The organism is Streptomyces sp. UH6, from assembly GCF_013421635.1.
GTDB classification, from domain to species: domain Bacteria; phylum Actinomycetota; class Actinomycetes; order Streptomycetales; family Streptomycetaceae; genus Streptomyces; species Streptomyces abyssomicinicus.
On record NZ_JACADT010000005.1, the window covers coordinates 18,458 to 37,923 of the forward strand.

A 19,466-nucleotide genomic window follows, 5' to 3' on the forward strand; every position below is an offset into this window, starting at 1 on the left:
CGCATCGCACGACAGGAACTTTTGTGAACAACGCAGCAATACAGGTGGCGACCCCGCCGCTTCTCGACTCCCGCACCTTCACCGGACGCATCCATCTCGACGGCGCCTGGGTGGAAGGCGTCGGCGGCACCCTCGATTCGATCGAACCGGCCACCGGTGACGTGCTGGCCACCGTCGGACTCGCCGGCGTCCCGGACGTGGCCCGTGCGGCGGAAGGCGCCGAGCGCGCACAGCGGCAGTGGGCAGCCCTGCCCCCCTCCCAGCGTGCCGCGGTGCTGCGGAGGGCGGGGGCCCTGTGGGAACAGCACGCCGAGGAGATCATCGGATGGAACGTGCGAGAGGTCGGCTCCATCCCGCCGTTCGCCGGCTTCGCCGCACATGTGACGGCCTCGCAGTGCTATGAGGCCGCGGCTCTTCCGTCGCATCCGCTGGGGCAGATGCTGTCCAGCGACGAGCCCCGGCTGTCGTTCTCCCAGCGTGTGCCGGCCGGCGTGGTCGGCGTGATATCGCCGTTCAACGTGCCGCTGATCCTGGGCATCCGCGCCGTGGCGCCGGCGCTGGCGCTCGGCAACGCCGTGCTGCTGAAGCCGGACCCGCGCACGGTCGTCACCGGAGGCGTCGCCATGGTGCGCATCTTCGAGGAGGCGGGGCTGCCGAAGGGGCTGCTGCAGCTCCTGCCGGGAGGCGCCGAGGTCGGCACGGCGATCGTCGAGGACCCGCGGGTCCGCGTCGTCGCGTTCACCGGTTCCACCCGCGCGGGGCGTTCGGTCGGCGAACTGGCCGGGCGTCATCTCAAGCGCGCGCACCTCGAACTCGGCGGCAACTCGGCGTTCATCGTGCGCCATGACGCGGACGTCGACAAGGCCGTCAACCTCGCCACCTGGGGCAACTACCTCAACCAGGGCCAGATCTGCATGTCGATCGGCCGCCACATCGTGCACGAGTCCCTCTACGACGACTACGTGACCAAGCTCGCCGCGAAGGCCGAATCCATGGTCGTCGGCAACCCCGCCGCCGACCAGGTCCACATGGGTCCCGTGATCGACGAGGCCCAGCGCGACCGTATCCACACGTGGGTGCGGGAAGCGGCAGAGCGGGGCGCGACCGTCGCTGCGGGCGGCACCTACGAGGGTCTGTTCTACCGCCCCACCGTGATAGCCGATCCGCCCAGGGACGCAACGGTGTACGCCGAGGAGGTGTTCGGTCCGGTCGTCTCGGTCATCCCGTATGCCACGGACGAGGAGGCGGCGGAACTGGCTGCCGACACCGAGTACGGTCTCTCGCTCGGCATCGTGACGGCGGACGCGCTCGCGGGTCTCGAGCTCGCGCAGCGGATACCCACGGGCATCGTCCACATCAATGACCAGACCGTCAACGACGAGGCCAACAGCCCCTTCGGCGGCGTCAGGTCCTCGGGTACGGGCTCACGCCACGGTGGTGCGGAGGCCGACATCGAGGCGTTCACCGAGACCCGCTGGGTCACGCTGCGCCGGGAACCCGCGCAGTACCCGCTCTGACGCCCAGGTCCCTGGAGGCGGCGGGCCGTCCAGATGCCGGTGACGGCCGGCACAGCGACGCGTCCGCCGCGCGGGGAACCTCGGCATCTCCTATGAGCCCCTCCCACTGACAGAACAGAACAGGACACGTTCATGACCAAGCCGTTCGCCTCGTCCGCCGACCTGTCCGCCAAGGAGCAGACCCTCGAGGTCCTGTCTCCCGGCGTCTACGCACTGACCGCCGAGGGTGACCCGAACCTGGGCGCGATCGAGGGCGAGGATTTCCTCATCTGCTTCGAAGCACTGGCCACGCCGGTCGCCGCCAAGAAGTGGCTGGCCAAGCTGCGCGAGCACACGGACAAGCCGGTCCGTTACCTCGTCCTGAGCCACTACCACGCGGTCCGCGTGCTGGGAGCCGGCGCCTTCGACGCCGAGACGGTCATCGCCCACGAGAAGACCAAGTTCCTGATCGAGGAACGCGGTCAGCAGGACTGGGAGTCGGAGTTCGGCCGGATGCCGCGTCTGTTCGACGAGCCCGACTCGATCCCGGGCCTTACCCGGCCGACGGTGACGTTCAGCGACACCTTCACCATCGACCTCGGCGGCGACCGGGGCGAACTCGTTCTCCAGCACGTCGGCCGTGGCCACACGGCGGGCGACATCGTCGCCTGGCTGCCCCAGCAGAAGATCCTTTTCGCCGGCGACCTGGTCGAGGCACAGGCCGCGCTGTACACCGGTGACGCGTTCCACCAGGAGTGGTCAGCCGGCACGCTGGACCGGATCGCGGCGTTCGGAGCCGAGCAGCTCGTCGGCGGCCGCGGCGCCGTCGCACGTGGCACGGAGGCGGTGGACGCCGCCATCCGCCAGACCCGTGGTTTCCTCACCACGATGATCGACGAGGTCCGCTCCGTGCAGCAACGAGGCGGCACGCTGAAGGAAGCGTTCGAGGCCTGCCACACCGCCCTCGCGCCGAAGTTCGGCGGCTGGCCGATCTTCGAGCACTGCCTGCCGTTCGACGTCTCCCGTCTGTGGGACGAGCTGAGCGGGACCGAGTGGCCGCGCATCTGGACCGCAGAGCGCGACCGCGAGGTCTGGGCCCAGCTCCAGGGCTGACCGGGACCGGAGCAGAGGACGGACATGACCACGAACAGACCGGTGCTCGTCATCGGCAACGGCCCTGTCGGGCAGACCACGGCCCTCTTCCTCGCCCACTGGGGCGTGCCCGCGATCGTCCTCGACGCCCGTCCGCACCGGGACCCGGTCGGCTCCAAGGCGATCGTGCAGCAACGTGACGTCCTCGAGGCATGGGACACCCTGGGAGGGGCCGGCCGGGAGATCGCCGACGCCGGGCTCACCTGGGTCCGGGCACGGACCTTCCACCGCGACCAGGAACTCTTCTGCACCGAGTACGCCGACTCCGGACGGTCGGCCTTCCCGCCGTTCGCCAACATCTCCCAGTCGGACACCGAAGCGGTCCTCGACCGGAGGATCGCCGAGGAGCCGCTCATCGATGTCCGCTGGGGCCACGAGGTCGTCGGGCTCGTTCAGGACGCCGGAGGCGTGACCGTGGAGTGCGCGACGGCCTCCGGAACCGCACAGGTGACGGGCTCCTTCGCCGTCGTCTGCGCGGGCGCCAGGGGCGAGGCCGTACGCGAGCTGCTCGGCATCTCCCTGGACGGCCGTACCTTCGGTGACCGGTTCCTGATCTGCGACATCAAGGCGGACCTCGGCGCGTGGGAGCAGGAGCGGCGCTTCTACTTCGACCCGGTCTGGAACCCGGGACGACAAGTGCTGATCCATCCCTGCCCGGATTCGACGTTCCGCATCGACTGGCAGGTCCCGGAGGACTTCGACCTCACCGCCGAGGAGGCCAACGGCGGCCTGGAGCGGCGGATCCGACAGATCGTCGGAGACAAGCCGTACGCGATCGTCTGGAAGTCGGTGTACCGGTTCCACCAGCGCATCGCCGACCGGATGCGGGCCGGGAAGGTGCTCCTGGCCGGTGACATCGCCCACCTGGTCTCGCCGTTCGGTGCCCGAGGGCTCAACTCAGGTGTGCAGGATGCCGAGAACGCCGCCTGGAAGCTGGCCTTCGTGTGGAAAGGGCTGGCTCCCGAGTCACTCCTCGACAGCTATCACGACGAGCGTCACGCCGCCGCGGAGGAGAATCTCGCCGTCACCGGAGCGACGATGGATTTCCTCGTCCCCCAGGACGAGGCACAGCAGTCCGTGCGCCTGTCGACCTTGGAGACGGCGCGCACCGACCCTGCCGCGCAGAACCGGGTCGACTCGGGTCGGCTGGCCGAGCCCTTCTGGTACAGCGCGTCCCCTCTGACGACACCGTCACGCGAACGCCCTTGCGGTGGCCGGCCTCCGAAGGGGCAGGCCCCCGCCGTGGCTCCCGGCGTACTCGTGCCCGACCACCCGGTCGAGGGCGGGGGCCGTCTGCGCCTGCTCGCCCGGCGCGGAGTGACGGTGCTGTGCGGCGACGACATCGACCCGACGGACCTGGCCGAGGTCACCCGTGGTCCGCTCCCCGTCTCCGCGCACCGGCTCAGCACCCTGCATCCGCAGGCGCCATCCGTGCTGGGCCTCCGCGCGGACGAGGCGTGGATCGTGCGTCCGGACGCACATCTCGCCGCCACGCTCACCGATGCGGAGCCCTCAGCCGTCCGGGCCGCTGTCGCCCGTGCGGCGGGCCTGTCCCATGCGTAACCGTTCCCCCGCCGTTTTGCCTGAGGGAACGCCACTTCGTAAGGAATGAGACCGACCATGTCAGAAGTCACCACCGTCTCGGCGCCTGATGCGGACGAGTTCACACTGCTCCACCGCGTGCAGGCGCCGGAAGGCGAGGGGCGCGAGATCCTCGACGCCGCGACCCGAGAGGTCATCGGCCGCGCACCGGTGCGGACCATCACCGATCTCGACGAGGCGGTGACCCGCGCCAAGGCCGCACAGCCGGCATGGGAGGAACGTGGTCATGAGGAGCGCTCCGCACTGCTGCTGAAGGCCGCCGACGCGATCGACGCGCACGCGGAGGAGCTCGCCCGCCTGCTCTCCCGCGAACAGGGCAAGCCCTTGAACGGACCCAACGCCCGTTTCGAGGTGGGTGGTTGCGCGGCCTGGCTGCGCGCCTCGGCGACCACGCCGCTGCAGCCCGAGGTCGTCGTGGACGACGGCGAGACGCACGCGGAGCTGCACTACCGGGCCGTCGGGGTGGTCGGCGCCATAGGCCCGTGGAACTGGCCGCTCATGATCACGATCTGGCAGATCGGCCCGGCGCTGCGGATGGGCAATACGGTCGTCGTCAAACCGAGTGAGAACACGCCGCTGAGCGTGCTGGCGCTGCTGTCCGTCCTGAACGAGGTACTCCCCGCCGACGTGCTCACCGGTGTCCCGGGCGACGGTGCGGTGGGTGCCCGGCTCGCCTCGCACCCCGACGTCGGCAAGGTGATGTTCACCGGCTCGACCGCCACAGGACGGAAGATCGTCGAAGGGTCGGCCGGAAACTTCGCGCGCCTCACCCTCGAACTCGGCGGCAACGACGCCGGTATCGTCCTGCCCGGCGCCGACCCCAGGGCGATCGCTCAGGACCTCTTCTGGGGAGCGTTCATCAACACGGGCCAGACGTGTGCGGCCCTGAAGCGTCTCTACGTGCACGACTCGATCTACGAGGACGTGGTGTCCGCCCTCAGGGACGTGGCCGCGGAGATGCCGATGGGCAACGGCCTGGACGAGAAGAACGTGCTCGGTCCTCTGCAGAACCAGCAGCAGTTCGACATCGTCAGCCGTCTCGTCGAGGAAGCCAGGGCCAACGGGGGACGGATCGTCACCGGCGGCGCTCCCGCCCCCGAACTGGGTGAACTCTTCTATCCGGTCACACTGGTCGCGGACGTGACGGACGGCGTCGCGATCGTCGACGAGGAGCAGTTCGGCCCGGTCCTTCCGATCGTGAGGTACACGGACGTCGAGGACGCCATCACGAGCGCGAACCGCCTCGACGTCGGACTGGGAGCCTCCGTCTGGGGCGACCGCGACGAGGCGCGGAAGGTCGCGTTCCGTCTCCAGGCCGGCACCGTGTGGATCAACTCCCACGGCGGCGTGCACCCCATGGCCCCCTTCGGCGGCGTCAAGGGTTCCGGCTACGGCCTCGAGTTCGGTGTGGAGGGCCTGAAGTCGGTCGCCGTTCCACTGGTCATCAACGGCTGACCGCGATGGAAGCGCGAGAGGCCGCAGCCTCCCGGCTGCGGCCTCTCGCGCTTCTGGACTCTGTCCGCCCAAGGCGCGGACCTCCTTGGCCGGGGACTCGACCGCCACCGAGCCGTCGGCCGCGTACCGCCAGGGCACGCCGCCCTCGGCGACGGCGGTGCCGACTCCGGCGGGGGTGTAGAACGCGGGGATGCCCGCCCCGCCGGCCCGCAGCCGTTCGGCGAGGGTGCCCTGGGGGACGAGTTCCCGTTCCGGTTCACCGGCCAGGTACTGGCGGGCGAACTCCTTGTTCTCGCCGACGTACGAGCCGGTCACCTTTCGACGGTCGGTGGACGTCGCGTGTCAAGGCCGGCCTCGGCCTCGGTGATCAGTGTGGTGAACTGTTCCGAGCTGAGGTGGTCCAGGGCGGTCAGAATGCTGAGGCGGACCAGGAACGGGACCCTACCGTGCTCGCCCGCACGGTCGAGAGCTTCACTGAGCGAGCGCCAGACGGCCTCGGCATGCCCGGGGGCGAGAGGGCCGCCGTCCTCGGTGAGTACCGAGTGGGCCCGGCCGGGAGCCTCCGAACAAGAAACCGGCCCGGTGGTCGTGTTGTTCATCGCGATCCTTCAGCAGTGAGTCGGTCGGTGAGGTGGAGGAGGAGCGGCTCAAGGGACTCTCCTTGCGACAGGCGGCCAAGGACGAGACCGTCAGGACGTACCAGCACCAGGTCACCCTCATCGAGGCCGAGATCGGTGCATACGTCAGGACCCGTCACCGTCACGCCCTCGGTCGCGCCTCGTGCGGCGAGCACGGTCAGGCGGCCGGGCAGCATCTGCGAGAGCTGCTCACCGGCACGCGCGGCCTCGGCGGCGTCGGTGGCGGCGATCAGGGCGAACCCGCGGCCGCGCAGGGCGTGCACTCCGGCTGTCGTCCCGTTCGCAGTGGTGACGCGCCGGTCGGGCAGGGGGTCACCGGGCAGCGGTCCGGTCACGGCCTTGGTGGGCGTATAGGTCAGCGCGGAAGCGCGGCTGTGAGTGGCAGCCGACTGGCGGGGGTTGATCAGACCACGTAGTACCGGCCGACTGAGCGCGAGCTGCAGGATCGCGTCCCGGGTAAGGCGGTAGCCGTCACTGCTCGGCGTCATGAACAGGGTGGACTTCTCGGCTTGGTCGACGTTCTGCTGCCAGGCGTCGCGGCGCTCGTCGGCGACCGTGCGCAGCAGTCGGTCGTCCGCCTCGCCGCGTACGACCGCGGCGAGCGCCCACGTGTACACGTCCGCGTCCTCCAGACCTGAGTTCAGGCCGCGCACCCCGAAGATCGGCACCAGGTGGGCGGCGTCGCCGGCGAAGAGGACCCGTCCGTGCAGGAAGGAGTCGAGCGCACGGGAGTGCGCGCGGTAGATGCTGGACCATTCCAGGGTCCACGGCTCGTCGTTCCCGAGCCATGCGAGGTGGCGGGTGATGACCGCGCGGATGTTCTCCTCACGGAGGGCCTCCTCGGCGTCCTCTCCTGCCTCGATCTGGTAGTCGATCCGCCATATGTCGTCGGGCTGACGGTGCAGCAGGATCGTCTGACCGGGGTTGGACGGCGGGTCGAACCAGGCCTGTCGCTCGGTGGGCAGCCCGCTCTTCCAGTGGATGTCTGCGATGACGTACCGGCCTTCGTAGCTGGTGCCCTCGAGATGGACGCCGAGTGCTTTGCGGACTCCGCTGCGCGCTCCGTCGCACGCCACCACGTGGCGGGCGCGCAGGCCCCACGGGCCGGCCGGGGTGGTCGCCTGGACGGTGACCTCCGCATCGTCCTGAGTGACCTCGGTGACCTCGCTCCTCCAGAACAGACGGATCCGCGGCTCCGCCTCGACCGCGTCGAGCATGATCTGCTCGGCGACCGACTGGGAGATGTTGAACATCGGTGCGCGCACGTCGTTCCGGTCGTACGGCATGTCGAAGGAAAGGACCTCGGTGTCCCGGTAGTGGCTGCGGCCCGTGGACCAGGGCAGCGCCACCGAGCCAAGGCGCTCGCCGACGCCGATCCGGTCCAGAACTTCCAGGGAGTGCCGGGAGAGGCAGATCGCCCGGCTCCCGTGCGAGACGGAGTCACCGGCCTCCAGAACGGTCACCTCCACCCCGCGGCGGGCGAGACCGAGCGCGACGGCGAGGCCGACGGGGCCCGCGCCCACCACGACGACGTCCTCAGGGGCGGCGTCCGCCGAGGAGGAAGTGAAGTCCACGAAGTCGTGGCGGTTTGGCTGAAAGTACACGAGGACGCGCACCCTTCCAGATGTTGCAAATAATGAAACAGCCTGTTCAAATTATTGCAACACCATGCGAGTGACATGGGCGCCACGTCAAGAGGTGGCCGACAAAATGTGTGACCGCCGGACGAGAGTGCCCGGTGGGGGCGGTGAGTGCACCGCTCAGTCGCCTACCGTCTGTGGTGCGCCCTGGTGCGGCAGGGCCTCGCCGTCGAGAACGAGGCCAACCGCTGCCGCGTGGGGCTGGCCTTGTTCGCACTCGCTGAGCTGAACCGGCCCGTGCTGCGGGACCGGGCGAGAGGGCTCGGCGTCGTCGCTTGCCTGATGGCGCCCGAGAGGCGGGACGCGGTGGCCGTCGCCGTGGTCGAACCATCGATGTCGTGCGCCCGGGTGTCCTGCCGCTTCGGCGATCGGCTCGCGGCGGTGACTGTCCTGACCTACCGGGAGGACCTGGCGGAGCAGATGGTCCCTGCCCTGCCCGCCGCGGCCGAGCGCGTCTCGCGAGCGCTGCTGCCCAACGGGGCCGGGGGCGTTGACGGCGACAGGCGCGCCCCGCGAAACGCAGGATCAGGGCCGGACGAGAACGGCTGCCCATTCCCGGCTGTCGTCCCCATCGGCGGGAAGACGGCTGCCCGGCGGCCGGGCGGTGGGGGCGACGGCCCAGTCCGCCACGGCCGCTACCTTCGATCAGTACCTCAGCCGGCGCGTACAGCCTTCGGCGAGGTACGTCGAACCGGCGCGGGAAGCGACGGCGGCGGCCAGCTCACCGAGCCGCCGCTGCTCCTCGAGAGGGCTCGCACCGTTGAGACGGTGGAGCAGGGCGGTCATCCCGTGTGAGCGAACGCCTGGTGCCCGGCAGGCCTCCAGGGCACCAGGCGTCTTTCCGGTCAGCCCTTGAGGGCGTCCGCGATCGTGTCCGCGACGGGGGTGGCCGGGCGGCCGATGAGGCGGGCGAGTTCGCCGGTGCCGCCCTGGAGGAGGCCGCGGGCGATGGCGGAGGTGTCCACGTCGACGAGGATCTGCGCCATCGGCTCCGGAACCCCGGCGCCGGTGAGGACGGACCGGTAGGCCTCCGCGGGCAGGTCGTGGTAGGAGACCTCCTTGCCGGACTGGCGGGAGAGCTCAGCCGCGTACTCGGCGAGGCTCCAGGCGGTGTCACCGCTCAGCTCGTAGGCCTTGTTCTCGTGGCCCTGTTCCGTCAGCACGACCGCGTCGGCGGCGGCGTAGTCCGCGCGCGTGGCGAGGCCGATCCTGCCGTCGCCCGCGCTGCCCGCCACGCCGTGCTCCAGCTGGACCGGGAGCTGCTCCGTGTAGTTCTCCGTGTACCAGCCGTGGCGCAGGAACGTGTACGTGAGACCGGAGTCCAGGATGGCCTGCTCCGTGGCCTTGTGCTCGTCGGCCAGCTTGAAGTCGGCGTCCGGGCCGCCCAGGACGCCGGTGTACGCGAGCCGGGCCACGCCCGCCGCCTTCGCGGCCTCGATCACCGCGGTGTGCTGCGGGATCCGTCGGCCGACCTCACTCCCGGAGATCAGCAGCACGACATCGCCAGGACGGAAGACGTCCCTCAGGGTCGCGGGCGAGTCGTAGTCCGCGATCCGCAGTTCGACGCCGCGCTCGGCGAGGGGCGCGGCCTTCTCCGCGTTCCGCACGACGGCGGCGACCTCTTCGGCGGGCACGCGGTTCAGCAGCTCGTTGATCACGAGTGTCCCGAGGTGTCCGGTCGCGCCGGTGACGACGATGCTCATGGCTGAGGGTGTTCCTTTCGGTGGCACCTGGGGCGAGCGAAGGTGCACCCGCGCGCCAGGGTGGGGCCTGTGCGGCACTCACGTTAACGACTGTACTAACTCTGAGAAAGTACGCACCTCAAGGTAAGCTGGGTGTCATGTCCGTACGCAAGGAGGTCAGCGCCATCGTGCGGCAGGCCGACGTGAACAACGCCACCTGTCCGTCACGCGGCGTGCTCGAGCACCTGACCAGCCGGTGGGGTGTGCTGATCCTCGCGGTCCTGTTGGACGGGACACAGCGGTTCAGCGAGCTGCGCCGGGCTGTCGGCGGCGTGAGCGAGAAGATGCTCGCCCAGACGCTGCAGACCCTGGAGCGCGACGGCTTCGTACGGCGCGAGGCGCAGACCGTGATCCCGCCCCGCGTCGACTACTCGCTGACTCGGCTGGGGGAGGAGGCCGCGCGGCAGGTCTGGGCACTGGCGCGCTGGTCCGAGGCGCACGTCGCCGCCGTCATCGGCGCCCGCGAGGCCTATGACAGGGCCCGTAGCTGACCGGATTCCCGCAACGGGGAGCCGGCTCGGACTCGCTGCCTCAGCTGAGACTTCGCGGCCGGTGCATGTCGTGTTCGACGGATGAGGAACTGCTGCGGGACTCAGCTCCGAGCCGGCAAGTGACAACGTGGCACGCGCTGGACCAAGGCGGACAGCGGACTGCTCACCGACCAGGGTCGTCCCGTCCAGCGCCGGTCTCCGCGCTGTGAGCCGGTGGCTCCTGGGCGTGGCGGAAGCGCACGAGGACGTTCAGCCCGCCGTCCTGGTGGGGAGTCGCGGTGATGTCCCCGCGGTGGGCGAGTACCACCGCCTGAACGATGGACAGGCCGAGCCCGGCGCCGGCTCCGTCGCCTCCGCCGTCGTCGGACCGCACAGCGCTGCTGCCGGCGCCGCGCACGAAGGGCCGCAACAGTTGCTCCACGTCCTCCTGGGCAACCCTGTTGCCGGTGTTGACCACCCGCAGAAACGACGCGCCGTCGGGGGTACGGCCGGTGGACACGGTGAGCAAGCCTGCCGGGTGGTTGTACCGTACGGCGTTGCCGATCAGATTGGCTGCCATCCGTTCCAGCAGGACCGGGTCGCCGGCCATCGGCGCCGGGCACAGTTCCCACCGCACCGCGAGGTCCGTTGCGCCGAGGCCGGGGACGGTAGCTTTCAACACGGAGCCGGCGACGGCGGCCAGGTCCACCGGGCGGCATTCGCGCACCCCCGCCTGGCTGTGAGCCAGGGCGAACAGGCCGTCCAGCGTGCGGCGGTGCCGGTCGACCGCGGCCCGAACGTCCAGGGCCATCGCCCGCAACTCCGCCCTGCAGGGCTCGCCGTCCAGTGTCACGTCGATCGCCGTGCGCATGGTGGTGAGCGGAGCGCGCAACTCGTGCGCCGCGCTGGCGGTGAACAGCCGCTGGCTCTCCAGCGCACGGTCCCGTTCGGCGATGCCCAGGCCGATGCGGTCGAGCATGCCGTTGACGGTCTCGGCCAGCGCCGCCAGCTCGTCACCCGCCCGGCCCACCGGCATCCGCTCCGACAGGTTCTCCGCCGACAGTCTCTGTGCGGTCGCCGAGATCACCCGGATCGGTAACAACACCCGTCCGGCCACCAGCCGGCCGACCACGGCCCCCAGCAAGGTCACCACCACCAGTGCGATTCCTGCCTGGCGCACCAGTGTGGCCAGGGCTTCATCACGCACGTCGCCCGCCAGCTCGGACGAGCTCAGGTCCGCCGGGGGAGGAGGGCCGGTGGTGCCCGGTCCGGTCAGGTGCCACACGATCTTGCGCTCGGTGAGGCTGCGGCGGGTCAGCAGGTAGGTGAGCAGGCTGAGCAACGCCCCGCTGGCCAGCACCAGCAGGGTATGGAGCAAGGTCAGGCGGGTACGCGCGGTCAGCCGGACGGCCCGCACCACGTCACGCTCCCAGCCGGTAGCCGAGACCGGTCACGGTGTCGACCAGCGGAGGGTCGCCGAGCTTGCGGCGCAGCGTACCCACGGTGATGCGGACCGCGTTGGTGAACGGGTCGGCGTGCTCGTCCCACACCTTCTCCAGCAGCGTCTCCGCGCTGACCACCGCGCCGTCGGCCGACAGCAGTTGGGTGAGCACTCCGAACTCCTTGGGCGTCAGGGCCAGCGGAAGGCCGCCGCGCTCGGCGGTTCCGCGAGCGGGGTCGAGGACCACGTCGGCGACACTGAGCACCGGCGGGCGGGCGGGAGTGACGCGCCGGGCCAAAGCGTGGACCCTGGCCACCAGTTCGGAGAACGCGAACGGTTTGCCGAGATAGTCGTCGGCGCCCAGCAGCAGCCCTTCGACCCGGTCCTCGACCGTGTCGTAGGCGGTGAGCATCAGGATGCGAGCGGTCCCGCGGGCCGCCAACCGCCGGCACACCGTGTCGCCGTGCACCACCGGCAGACCGCGGTCCAGCACCACGACGTCGTAGGCGTTGAGTTCGGCCTTCTCCAGGGCGGCGCCGCCGTCGGGGGCGTGGTCGACGGCGAAGCCGTTCCTGCGCAGCCCGGTCACCATGTAGCCGGCCAACGGCTGTTCGTCCTCTGCCAGGAGCACTCTCACACGCCGAGTATCGCGAGGGCGGCCTATGGATCACATATGGACCGGCCATCGGTCTCCCATACCGGGGACCCGGTAGATCTTCCGGTGCGCACCTTCCGGCGCGCGCACACCCCAGTGAAAGGCAACGGACCATGGCAACTCGTCCCTCCCGGCGCACCGTCATCGGACTGCTCGGCACGGCATCGGCCGGCGGGCTCGTGCCCGGACTCGCCACCCCGGCAGCGGCCGGCGACCGGTCCGCACCGGTGCCCCCGACCCTGAAACCCGGCGGCGAACTCGACACGTACGTGGCGGACAAGGCGGCGGGGGACGAGTTCTCCGGCTCGCTGCTGCTGACCCACCGGGGCCGGACCGTGCTGGCCCGCTCCTACGGTATGGCCGACCAGGCGGGTGCCGTCCCGAACAGCCGGAACACCCTCTTCGCGCTCGCCTCGGTGACCAAACTGTTCACCGCGGTGGCGATCGCGCAACTGGCACAGAGAGGGAAGGTCGCCTACGGTGCCCGACTGGGTGACTACCTCGACGGTTTCCCCGCCTCGGTCGCGGACCACGTGACCGTGCACCACCTGCTCACCCATACCTCGGGACTCGGCGACTTCCACTCGCTGCCCGGGTACGAGACCGCGGCGGCCGGCTGGACCACCGAGGAGCAGACCATGCGCGGTATCACCGACCTCGTACGAGGCTCGGAGCCGGGCTTCGCCCCCGGAGCGGCGTGGGCCTACAGCAACTCCGGCTACCACCTGCTCGGCGCGATCGTGGAAAAGGTGGCCGGGGTGTCGTACTACGACTACGTGCGGCAGAACGTGTTCGCGGTCGCTGGGATGGCCGACACGCGCTTCCTCACCCGGCCCCAGTGGGAGACGGACCCAAGCGTCGCGCACCCCTACCACCGCGACGCCCGAGGTCAGTGGTCCGACGGGGTCGCGCAGGCACGGCACATCGTCGGTGACGCGGCCGGTGACGCGTTCACCACCTGCGCCGACCTCGACCGCTTCGGACGCCACCTGTGGCGGCACGGACTGCTCGACCGGGCGACCACGGCGCTGCTGCTGAGCGGAAAGGTACCCCTGGTCCAGGCCGGCACCGCCCCGGCCGACAGCACCGGCGCCCCGGCGCGGACCGACTACCAGTGCTACGGCGCGATGGGGTCACTTGTCGCCGGCCAGTGGCTGTTCCAGCACGGGGGCGGCAGCACGCTCGGCATCTCCACCGCGATCGAGATCTACCCGGAGACCGACTGGAGCGTCGTGGTGCTCTCCAACCACGAGGGGATCACCGTCCAATTGATCACGGCCCTGGCACGACGGCTGATCACCGCCTCCTGACCGGAACCGAAGGAACCGGTGTGGTGCCCTGAGCCAGGGACGCCCTTACATCCGTTCTCTGCTCGAGTCGCCCCTGCGGCTCACCGACCACCAGGTGAGCAGCGTCGACCAATGGATCGGTTACGTCGCCCACAGCTTCTCCAGCAGCACGTGGAGGTTCTCCCACGCGCCGGCCTCGTTCCAGGTCGCAAGCCAGCGCCTGCACGGCACGGCGGATCCGAAGCCGACCTCTTGGGCCAGCTGCTCCCACTCGACGCCGGCGTGGGCGGAGGAACGCCCGGTGTCCGGACGGGCTCTCTCGTGAGGGCTCCGTCCGGACACCGGGCGTTAGCCGGCGACCTCCTTGTCCTTCGCCAGTGCCTCGGTGCGTTCGGTGACCGTTGCACGCAGTGTCTTGACGGCGGAGTCCAGACCAGTGCTGTCGGCTCCCGCTTCGCGCGCCTGGTCGGCGACGCGGTCGAGCGCGGCGGTCGCGGCGCCGGAGCCGAAGAACTTCTCGTACAGCTCCTGGTACGCCTTCTTGTACACGGCGTCGAACGCGTCGGACTCCAGGAAGCGGTCCTTGAGCGCGTGGCCCGAAAAGGCGCCCCCGCCCATGCCGCCCCGGCCCTGACCGCCACCCTGACCTTCCTGGCCGGCGTCACCGCCCTGACCCGGCCCTCCCGACGCACCTCCCGGGAAGCCTTCCGGCATTCCCTCGGGGAAGCCTTCTGGCATTCCCTCGGGGAAGCCTTCTGGCATTCCCTCGGGGAAGCCTTCCGGCATTCCCTCGGGGAAGCCTTCCGGCATTCCCTCCGGGAAGCCTTCCGGCATTCCCTCCGGGAAGCCTTCCGGAGCGGCGCCGTCGGTGGCCCCGCCTGGGGGACCACCCCCGAACATGCCGCCCATGCTCATGTCGTCGTCGGGCCCCGCGGTCGCGTCACCGGAGAAGGTGAGGTTGTAGTCCCACCCGAGGACCGTGAACTTCTTGGTGTCCAGGTCGTACCACAGCATGTAGTTCTTGCCCGGCCCGGACATGTCGTCGAAGTTCAGCAGCAGGTTCTGGGCCGCCACGTAGGTGGCCAGGGACTCGACGTCCACGTACTTGCCGAGGTCCTTCTCGAACTCCTCGTCCGACGCTTGGTCGACCCACTTGATGAGCTTCATGACCGGCTCGAGGTCCTGACTGCCGACCTTGTTGAGCTGCTTGAAGGAGCTCTCGTAGTCGGTCGGGTCGTCGCCCTGGTAGTCGAAGCTGCTGCCGGCCCGCGCCTTGTACATCACCCCGTTGCCGTCACCGACGGATTCGGCGTACTCGGTGTCGGGATTCTCGACCATCAGCCGCGTGGTGACAGGCCGTCCGTTCACCTTGAGCTCGGTGAACGAGTAGCGCTCGTTCTTCAGGCCGCTGGAGTCCATCAGGCTCAGCGAGAGGGCCTCGTTCACCGGTACCTCGTCCCCACTGCCGGGGCGCAGGGAGATCTCCCGCTCGCCCTGGTAGGCGCGGCCTTCGACGTACTCGTCGATCTTGATGAGCCAGGGCAGTTCCTCCGGCTTCTCCTCGGACAGGTCGTACTGCATGATCCCGCCGCCCCTGCCCCCTCCGGGACCCGCGGCGTTCCCATCGCCTCTGCTACCGGTGTTTCCGCCACTGCTCGCGGTGCCGTTCCCGCCTGTGCCGGTGTCTGTGCCGGTGCCGCCCGCGCCGTTCTGCTGTCGGCTCGAGGCGGCTTGACCGGCGGCGCCGTCGCCTTGTCCGGCCGTCGCTCCGTCCGGCGCGGTCCGGCCGCCGCCGGGCATGCCCATGCCGCCGCCGCGCAGGGACATGAGCGTGGAGTTGCCCTTGAGGCGGATGCCGACGTCCTCCAGGTAGACCCCGTCGATCGTGAGGTCGGCCTCGATGTACTCCTTGTTCCCGTCGTCCTGGAACTCCTTCATCATCTTGTCGAACTCGGTCTGGTCGTACTCCAGTTGGAGCGAGTGGGCGACCGAGGTGTCGTACAGGTCGACGGTGCCCTTGATGTCCTGGGTGATGGGGTCGCCCTCCGTCGTGGAGGAGGAGGTGACGTACGGCGAGATCCGGGCGTCGCCGAAGCCGTACACCATGACCGCCAGGCCCGCGCACAGGGCGCCCACGGGTTTCCAGTGGTGCCGCAGCCGGACCGGGAGGCGGTCGCGCAGGCGGCGTCCGCGCGCCGTGCCGTCGCCGGCCATCACAGATCGGTCGTGTCGTAACCGGTCAGCACGGTCACCCGCTGGCCGGAGGTGCGTTCCTGCAGGGCGCTCACCAGCTCGCCGGGCTCGGCGCCCTTCTTCATGCGCACCGTGTAGAACACCTCGTTCAGTGCCCCGCCCCTGATCGTCTCGGTGCTGACCAGCTCGAACTCGGTGGTGTACTTGATGAGCACGTCGCTGATCGCGGGGGCGTAGTCCTCACCGGCCGGGACCTGGACCTTGACCACCTGGCGCTGGACGTTCAGGGCGAACCAGTTGAACTTGAACATGACGAGGACGACGGCGCAGATCACGACGGCGCCGACCGCGGCCAGCGTGTAGAAGCGCGCACCGCAGGCCATGCCGATCGCCATCGCCAGGAAGATGAAGCCGACGTCCCTGGTCTCCTTCACCGCGTTGCGGAAGCGGACCACGGACAGCGCGCCGACCAGGGAGAACGCCCGGGCCAGGTTGGAACCGACGACCAGCATGATCAGCGCGACGATCATGCCGACGATGACCAGCGTCTGGACGTACGACTGGCTGTAGGAGACGTTGCGGTGCGTGTACCGGTACACGTAGCCGATCAACGTGCTCAGGACGAACGACAGCGCCATGGCCGCCACGACGTCGGCGACGCTGAACGTGCCGCTGAGTTCCTGCAGTTCGAAGTTCACTGTGCTCCTGCTTTCACCGGCGCCTCGGACGCCGGCCGCTGCCCGGGCAGCGGCATGTCGGTAGGGGTGGTGGGCGGCGGGTAGTCCGCCTCGTGGACGTGGAAGACGGACCGCGGGGCCCGCCCGAACGCCTCGATGGACTGCACGTACTTGGAGACCCGGACGAGGTTGAGGTTCCGGCGCGCGGCCAGGTCGGTGATCCAGTGCGGGGTGCGCTCGTTGACCTTGATCTCCATCACCGCCAGGTGGGGCGGGATGGTGAAACGGTTCTCGGGGTTCGGCGTGCCGAAGTGGAAGTCGCGGTCCCGGCCCCGGACACGCCGGTCGAAGGTGACCCGCAGCCCGGTGTCCGCGTCACGGCCGACCAGGGCCTCGCGCTGGTACCCGGTGATCGCGGTGGGCCGCAGGTTCAGCCGCACGATCAGCTCCAGGACCTCCTGGACGAAGGCGCTCTCCTTGGCCGAGTGCTCGATGAGCTGCCGGCCGTCGCAGAGCTGACGGGCGGCGCCGTAGGGCAGGGTGATCCTGCGCTTCTGGGTGACCCGGTTGACCCGCTGCTTGATCTCCACGCACACGGGGGACTCGTCGGTCACGCCGTCGAGGTCCCCGTAGTGGCGGATGCGGAGCTTGCGCCGGAACTTCAGCCCCTCGATCTTCTCCCAGTAGAAGCGCAGGTCCGCAGTGTCGTAGTACAGGCTCCAGACTCCGTAGCCGCCGACCGGGCTGTGCAGGTCCCGGTCCATCCGCTCGGCCAGCTCGTCCCTGATGCCGGCGGCCTCCTCCACCGGGACGAGGTACTTCAGCTCGAACCGGTTGAACGCGTGCAGCCTGCTGGCCACGTGCAGGGGTTCCGCCACCCTGGGCCTCCTTCGTCGTGCGGTGCCGTTCGATCGGCACCGCACACGGAAGCAGCGCTGTGTGAGAGAACGCCGAGAATTGCGCGGCAAACGCGAGAGAGACCAGGGATGGCCGGAAGGTGAACCCGCGCCGCCGCCCGGCGCGGAGGGCTACCGCACGTCCGGCGGGCGGGGCGCGACGCGCGTCGTCAGGTCGTCGTCCGTGATCTTCCGGACCACCCGGCACGGCGTCCCCATCGCGACCGACATCGGGGGGACGTCACGGCTGACGACGCTGCCCGCACCGATCACCGAGCCGTGTCCGATGCGGACGCCGGGCAGGACGACCACGTTGCTGCCGATCCACACCTTGTCCTCGATGTGGATCGGTTCCGAGAACCGCCCGAAGTCGGCGCGGCGTGCGGGGTGGACCGGGTGGCCCGTCGTGGTCAGGGTCACGCTGGGCGCGATCATCACCTCGTCACCGATGCGGATGTCCACGTCGTCGACGAAGGTCAGGTTGACGTTGCCGAAGAAGTCGTCGCCGATGTGGACGTTGCTGCCGTAAGCGGCGTGGAACGGCGGCAGCACCACCGGGCGCTCACCGACCGAGCCGAGGATCTCGCGGAGCAGGGCCAGACGACGCCCCGTCTCGCTCGGCGGTGTCCGGTTGTAGGCGAAGACCTCGTCCGTGCGGCGCAGCGGGTCCATGAAGGCCGCGTCCGACTCGGTGTACAGCAGTCCTGCCGCGATCCGGGCCCGGACCTCCTCCTCGCGGGCCCGGTCGTGGGCCTGTCCGTCCGTCATGGGGATGCGCCCTCCCTCTTCCGCCCCCGGACCCGGGGGTACACCTGTCCGATCCCGACCCTACGGGCATGCGTGCGGTGCGTACCGGGACTCCCGGAAAGTCGGGGCCCGCGGGGCGGCCGGAGGCGGCACCGGCCGAAGGGTGTAGTCCTCGGATCGTCCCTGACGACGATGTGCCGGAGATGTGGCGTGTGCGACGTTTGTGGTGTTCCTGATTCCGGCCTTCTCCTTCGAGGGAGGAACCCGATCATGACCGGCACCATGACCCTGCCCGGCAGCTCCACCACGGCCACCGAGGGCGCCACGGCCACCGCGGCCGCCACCGGCCCCGCGGAGCCGCGTCCGGTGGCCGTCACCCACGAGTGGGGCGTCCTCGAGGAGACCGTGGTCGGCCGGACGGCGGACTTCGTCGTGCCCGCCGACCTGGCCCACGGCTTCCCTCCCGAACTCATGCATCTGCCGGAGCCTCTGCGCGCCGCTCTGCGGCGGTGGGCCGGCAGGCGCTGGTCCGAGGCCGACCCGGCCCACCACGCGGCGGCGGTCGAGCAGCTCGACGGCCTGGCCCGCTTCCTCGAACGGCGCGGCGTGACCGTGCACCGGCCGCGCGAGCTCACCCCGCACGAGATCCACGCCTACCCGGAGGGCGGCCCCGACCCGGCGGGCGAGGACGGCGCCGACCGTTTCGTGTCGCAGACCTATGTCCGGGACCCGATGGTCGTCGTCGGTGATCAGGTGATCGAGGCCGCGATGCGGCTGCCGAACCGCTTCCCCGAGCGCTTCGGCCTGCGCCCGGTCTTCGAACTGGCCGCCGCCCGGGGGGCCCGCTGGACGGTGATGCCGCCGCCCTCCCCCGTGCCGTTCGGCGAGCTGTCCCGCGCCTCGGGTCCCTTCCTGGAGGGCGGTGACGTGATGCTCTTCGGCCGGGACGTCCTGGTCGGCTGCGGGGCGTCCTCCGACGAGGCCGGGGCCCGCTGGCTGGCCGGCCTGCTCGGGGACGGTCACCGCGTGCACCCGGTACCGCTGGCGGCCGGGGCGATCCACATGGACGTCGGACTCACCGCCGTCCGCGAGGGCCTGGCGGTGGTGTGCCGCGAGGTCTTCCCCCGGGGCCTGCCCGGCGTGCTCGACGGCTGGGACCTCGTCGAGGTGGGCCTGAAGGAGGCGGTGGAGCTGCTCGCGGGCAACAGCCTGGTGCTGGGGCCGGGCGAGGTGGTCGTCGACGACCGCCTCACCCGCCTCGCCGAGGACCTCACCGCCCGCGACGTCACGGTCCACACCCTGCCCTACGACGCGGTCTCCCTGTTCGCCGGCGGACTGCGCTGCTCCCACCACCCGCTGGTGCGCGCGCTCCC

17 protein-coding genes and 2 pseudogenes are annotated in these 19,466 nt (G+C 70.2%); 8 read left to right on the plus strand and 11 right to left on the minus strand.

All coding sequences use genetic code 11. From position 1 onward, the window contains the following. Positions 1-110: 110 nt before the first annotated feature. The 4 genes and pseudogenes from HW445_RS01025 (at position 111) to HW445_RS01040 (ending at position 5,705) form a co-directional block, all read left to right on the plus strand. Positions 111-1,517: an aldehyde dehydrogenase family protein gene (locus HW445_RS01025; protein ID WP_308798063.1), complete on the plus strand. Its 1,407-nt coding sequence runs from the start codon at positions 111-113 to the stop codon at positions 1,515-1,517. A gap of 132 nt (positions 1,518-1,649) precedes the next feature. Then, the gene (locus HW445_RS01030; RefSeq protein WP_180219116.1) at positions 1,650-2,609 is read left to right on the plus strand and encodes an MBL fold metallo-hydrolase; all 960 of its coding nucleotides are present in this window, start codon (positions 1,650-1,652) and stop codon (positions 2,607-2,609) included. A 21-nt stretch (positions 2,610-2,630) separates the two neighbouring features. Continuing rightward, positions 2,631-4,211: pseudogene (locus HW445_RS01035) on the plus strand (FAD-dependent monooxygenase); the annotation flags it as partial. 57 nt (positions 4,212-4,268) lie between these two features. After that, positions 4,269-5,705 carry an aldehyde dehydrogenase family protein gene (locus HW445_RS01040; RefSeq protein WP_180219118.1) on the plus strand — a complete coding sequence of 479 codons (1,437 nt, stop codon included), beginning with the start codon at positions 4,269-4,271 and terminating at the stop codon, positions 5,703-5,705. A 62-nt stretch (positions 5,706-5,767) separates the two neighbouring features. Here HW445_RS01040 and HW445_RS33085 read toward each other — a convergent pair. The 3 genes and pseudogenes from HW445_RS33085 to HW445_RS01055 all read right to left on the minus strand — a co-directional run. After that, positions 5,768-6,023 (minus strand): annotated as a pseudogene (locus HW445_RS33085) (CoA-transferase); the annotation flags it as partial. Then, positions 6,017-6,304, minus strand: coding sequence for a hypothetical protein (locus tag HW445_RS01050; RefSeq protein ID WP_180219119.1), 288 nt, complete (start codon positions 6,302-6,304; stop codon positions 6,017-6,019). The gene HW445_RS01050 and the pseudogene HW445_RS33085, both read right to left, overlap by 7 nt. Beyond that, on the minus strand, positions 6,301-7,947 hold the full coding sequence (locus HW445_RS01055; RefSeq protein WP_218956448.1) for an FAD-dependent oxidoreductase: 1,647 nt from the start codon (positions 7,945-7,947) through the stop codon (positions 6,301-6,303). Before HW445_RS01055 ends, HW445_RS01050 begins: the two co-directional genes overlap by 4 nt. A gap of 147 nt (positions 7,948-8,094) precedes the next feature. On the opposite strand from HW445_RS01055, the gene HW445_RS01060 reads away from it, so the two are divergent. Continuing rightward, on the plus strand, positions 8,095-8,778 hold the full coding sequence (locus HW445_RS01060; protein ID WP_180219120.1) for a hypothetical protein: 684 nt from the start codon (positions 8,095-8,097) through the stop codon (positions 8,776-8,778). 50 nt (positions 8,779-8,828) lie between these two features. Here the strand turns inward: HW445_RS01060 and HW445_RS01065 are convergent, their stop codons facing one another. Further along, positions 8,829-9,686 carry an SDR family oxidoreductase gene (locus HW445_RS01065; protein ID WP_180219121.1) on the minus strand — a complete coding sequence of 286 codons (858 nt, stop codon included), beginning with the start codon at positions 9,684-9,686 and terminating at the stop codon, positions 8,829-8,831. A 137-nt stretch (positions 9,687-9,823) separates the two neighbouring features. Here HW445_RS01065 and HW445_RS01070 point away from each other — a divergent pair, with 137 nt between their 5' ends. Next, positions 9,824-10,216 (plus strand): helix-turn-helix domain-containing protein, encoded by a 393-nt coding sequence (locus tag HW445_RS01070; RefSeq protein WP_180219122.1) that lies wholly within the window; start codon positions 9,824-9,826, stop codon positions 10,214-10,216. A 163-nt stretch (positions 10,217-10,379) separates the two neighbouring features. Here the strand turns inward: HW445_RS01070 and HW445_RS34035 are convergent, their stop codons facing one another. Together HW445_RS34035 and HW445_RS01080 are read right to left on the minus strand one after the other, a co-directional pair. Then, positions 10,380-11,615: a HAMP domain-containing sensor histidine kinase gene (locus tag HW445_RS34035; RefSeq protein ID WP_218956449.1), complete on the minus strand. Its 1,236-nt coding sequence runs from the start codon at positions 11,613-11,615 to the stop codon at positions 10,380-10,382. 1 nt (position 11,616) lies between these two features. Continuing rightward, positions 11,617-12,273: a response regulator transcription factor gene (locus tag HW445_RS01080; protein WP_180219123.1), complete on the minus strand. Its 657-nt coding sequence runs from the start codon at positions 12,271-12,273 to the stop codon at positions 11,617-11,619. A gap of 131 nt (positions 12,274-12,404) precedes the next feature. Between HW445_RS01080 and HW445_RS01085 the strand changes: the two genes are divergently transcribed. Next, positions 12,405-13,601 carry a serine hydrolase gene (locus HW445_RS01085; protein ID WP_180219124.1) on the plus strand — a complete coding sequence of 399 codons (1,197 nt, stop codon included), beginning with the start codon at positions 12,405-12,407 and terminating at the stop codon, positions 13,599-13,601. A gap of 120 nt (positions 13,602-13,721) precedes the next feature. Here the strand turns inward: HW445_RS01085 and HW445_RS01090 are convergent, their stop codons facing one another. The 5 genes from HW445_RS01090 to HW445_RS01110 all read right to left on the minus strand — a co-directional run bounded on the left by HW445_RS01090 (position 13,722) and on the right by HW445_RS01110 (position 18,114). Further along, positions 13,722-13,922, minus strand: a complete 201-nt coding sequence (locus HW445_RS01090) for a hypothetical protein (protein WP_180219125.1) — start codon at positions 13,920-13,922, stop codon at positions 13,722-13,724. A 6-nt stretch (positions 13,923-13,928) separates the two neighbouring features. Next, complete coding sequence (locus HW445_RS01095) at positions 13,929-15,794, minus strand: CotH kinase family protein (protein ID WP_180219126.1); 1,866 nt, start codon at positions 15,792-15,794, stop codon at positions 13,929-13,931. Beyond that, entirely contained in the window at positions 15,794-16,471 is a 678-nt protein-coding gene (locus tag HW445_RS01100; protein WP_180219127.1) for a DUF4956 domain-containing protein, read from the minus strand. The genes HW445_RS01095 and HW445_RS01100 overlap by 1 nt, the downstream gene beginning before the upstream one ends. Then, the gene (locus tag HW445_RS01105) at positions 16,468-17,310 is read right to left on the minus strand and encodes a polyphosphate polymerase domain-containing protein (protein ID WP_180219132.1); all 843 of its coding nucleotides are present in this window, start codon (positions 17,308-17,310) and stop codon (positions 16,468-16,470) included. Before HW445_RS01105 ends, HW445_RS01100 begins: the two co-directional genes overlap by 4 nt. A gap of 168 nt (positions 17,311-17,478) precedes the next feature. Next, positions 17,479-18,114: a sugar O-acetyltransferase gene (locus tag HW445_RS01110; protein WP_180219128.1), complete on the minus strand. Its 636-nt coding sequence runs from the start codon at positions 18,112-18,114 to the stop codon at positions 17,479-17,481. Positions 18,115-18,363: 249 nt separating this feature from the next. Between HW445_RS01110 and HW445_RS01115 the strand changes: the two genes are divergently transcribed. Beyond that, a partial coding sequence (locus HW445_RS01115; protein WP_257230749.1) for a hypothetical protein occupies positions 18,364-19,466 on the plus strand: 1,103 nt, incomplete at its 3' end.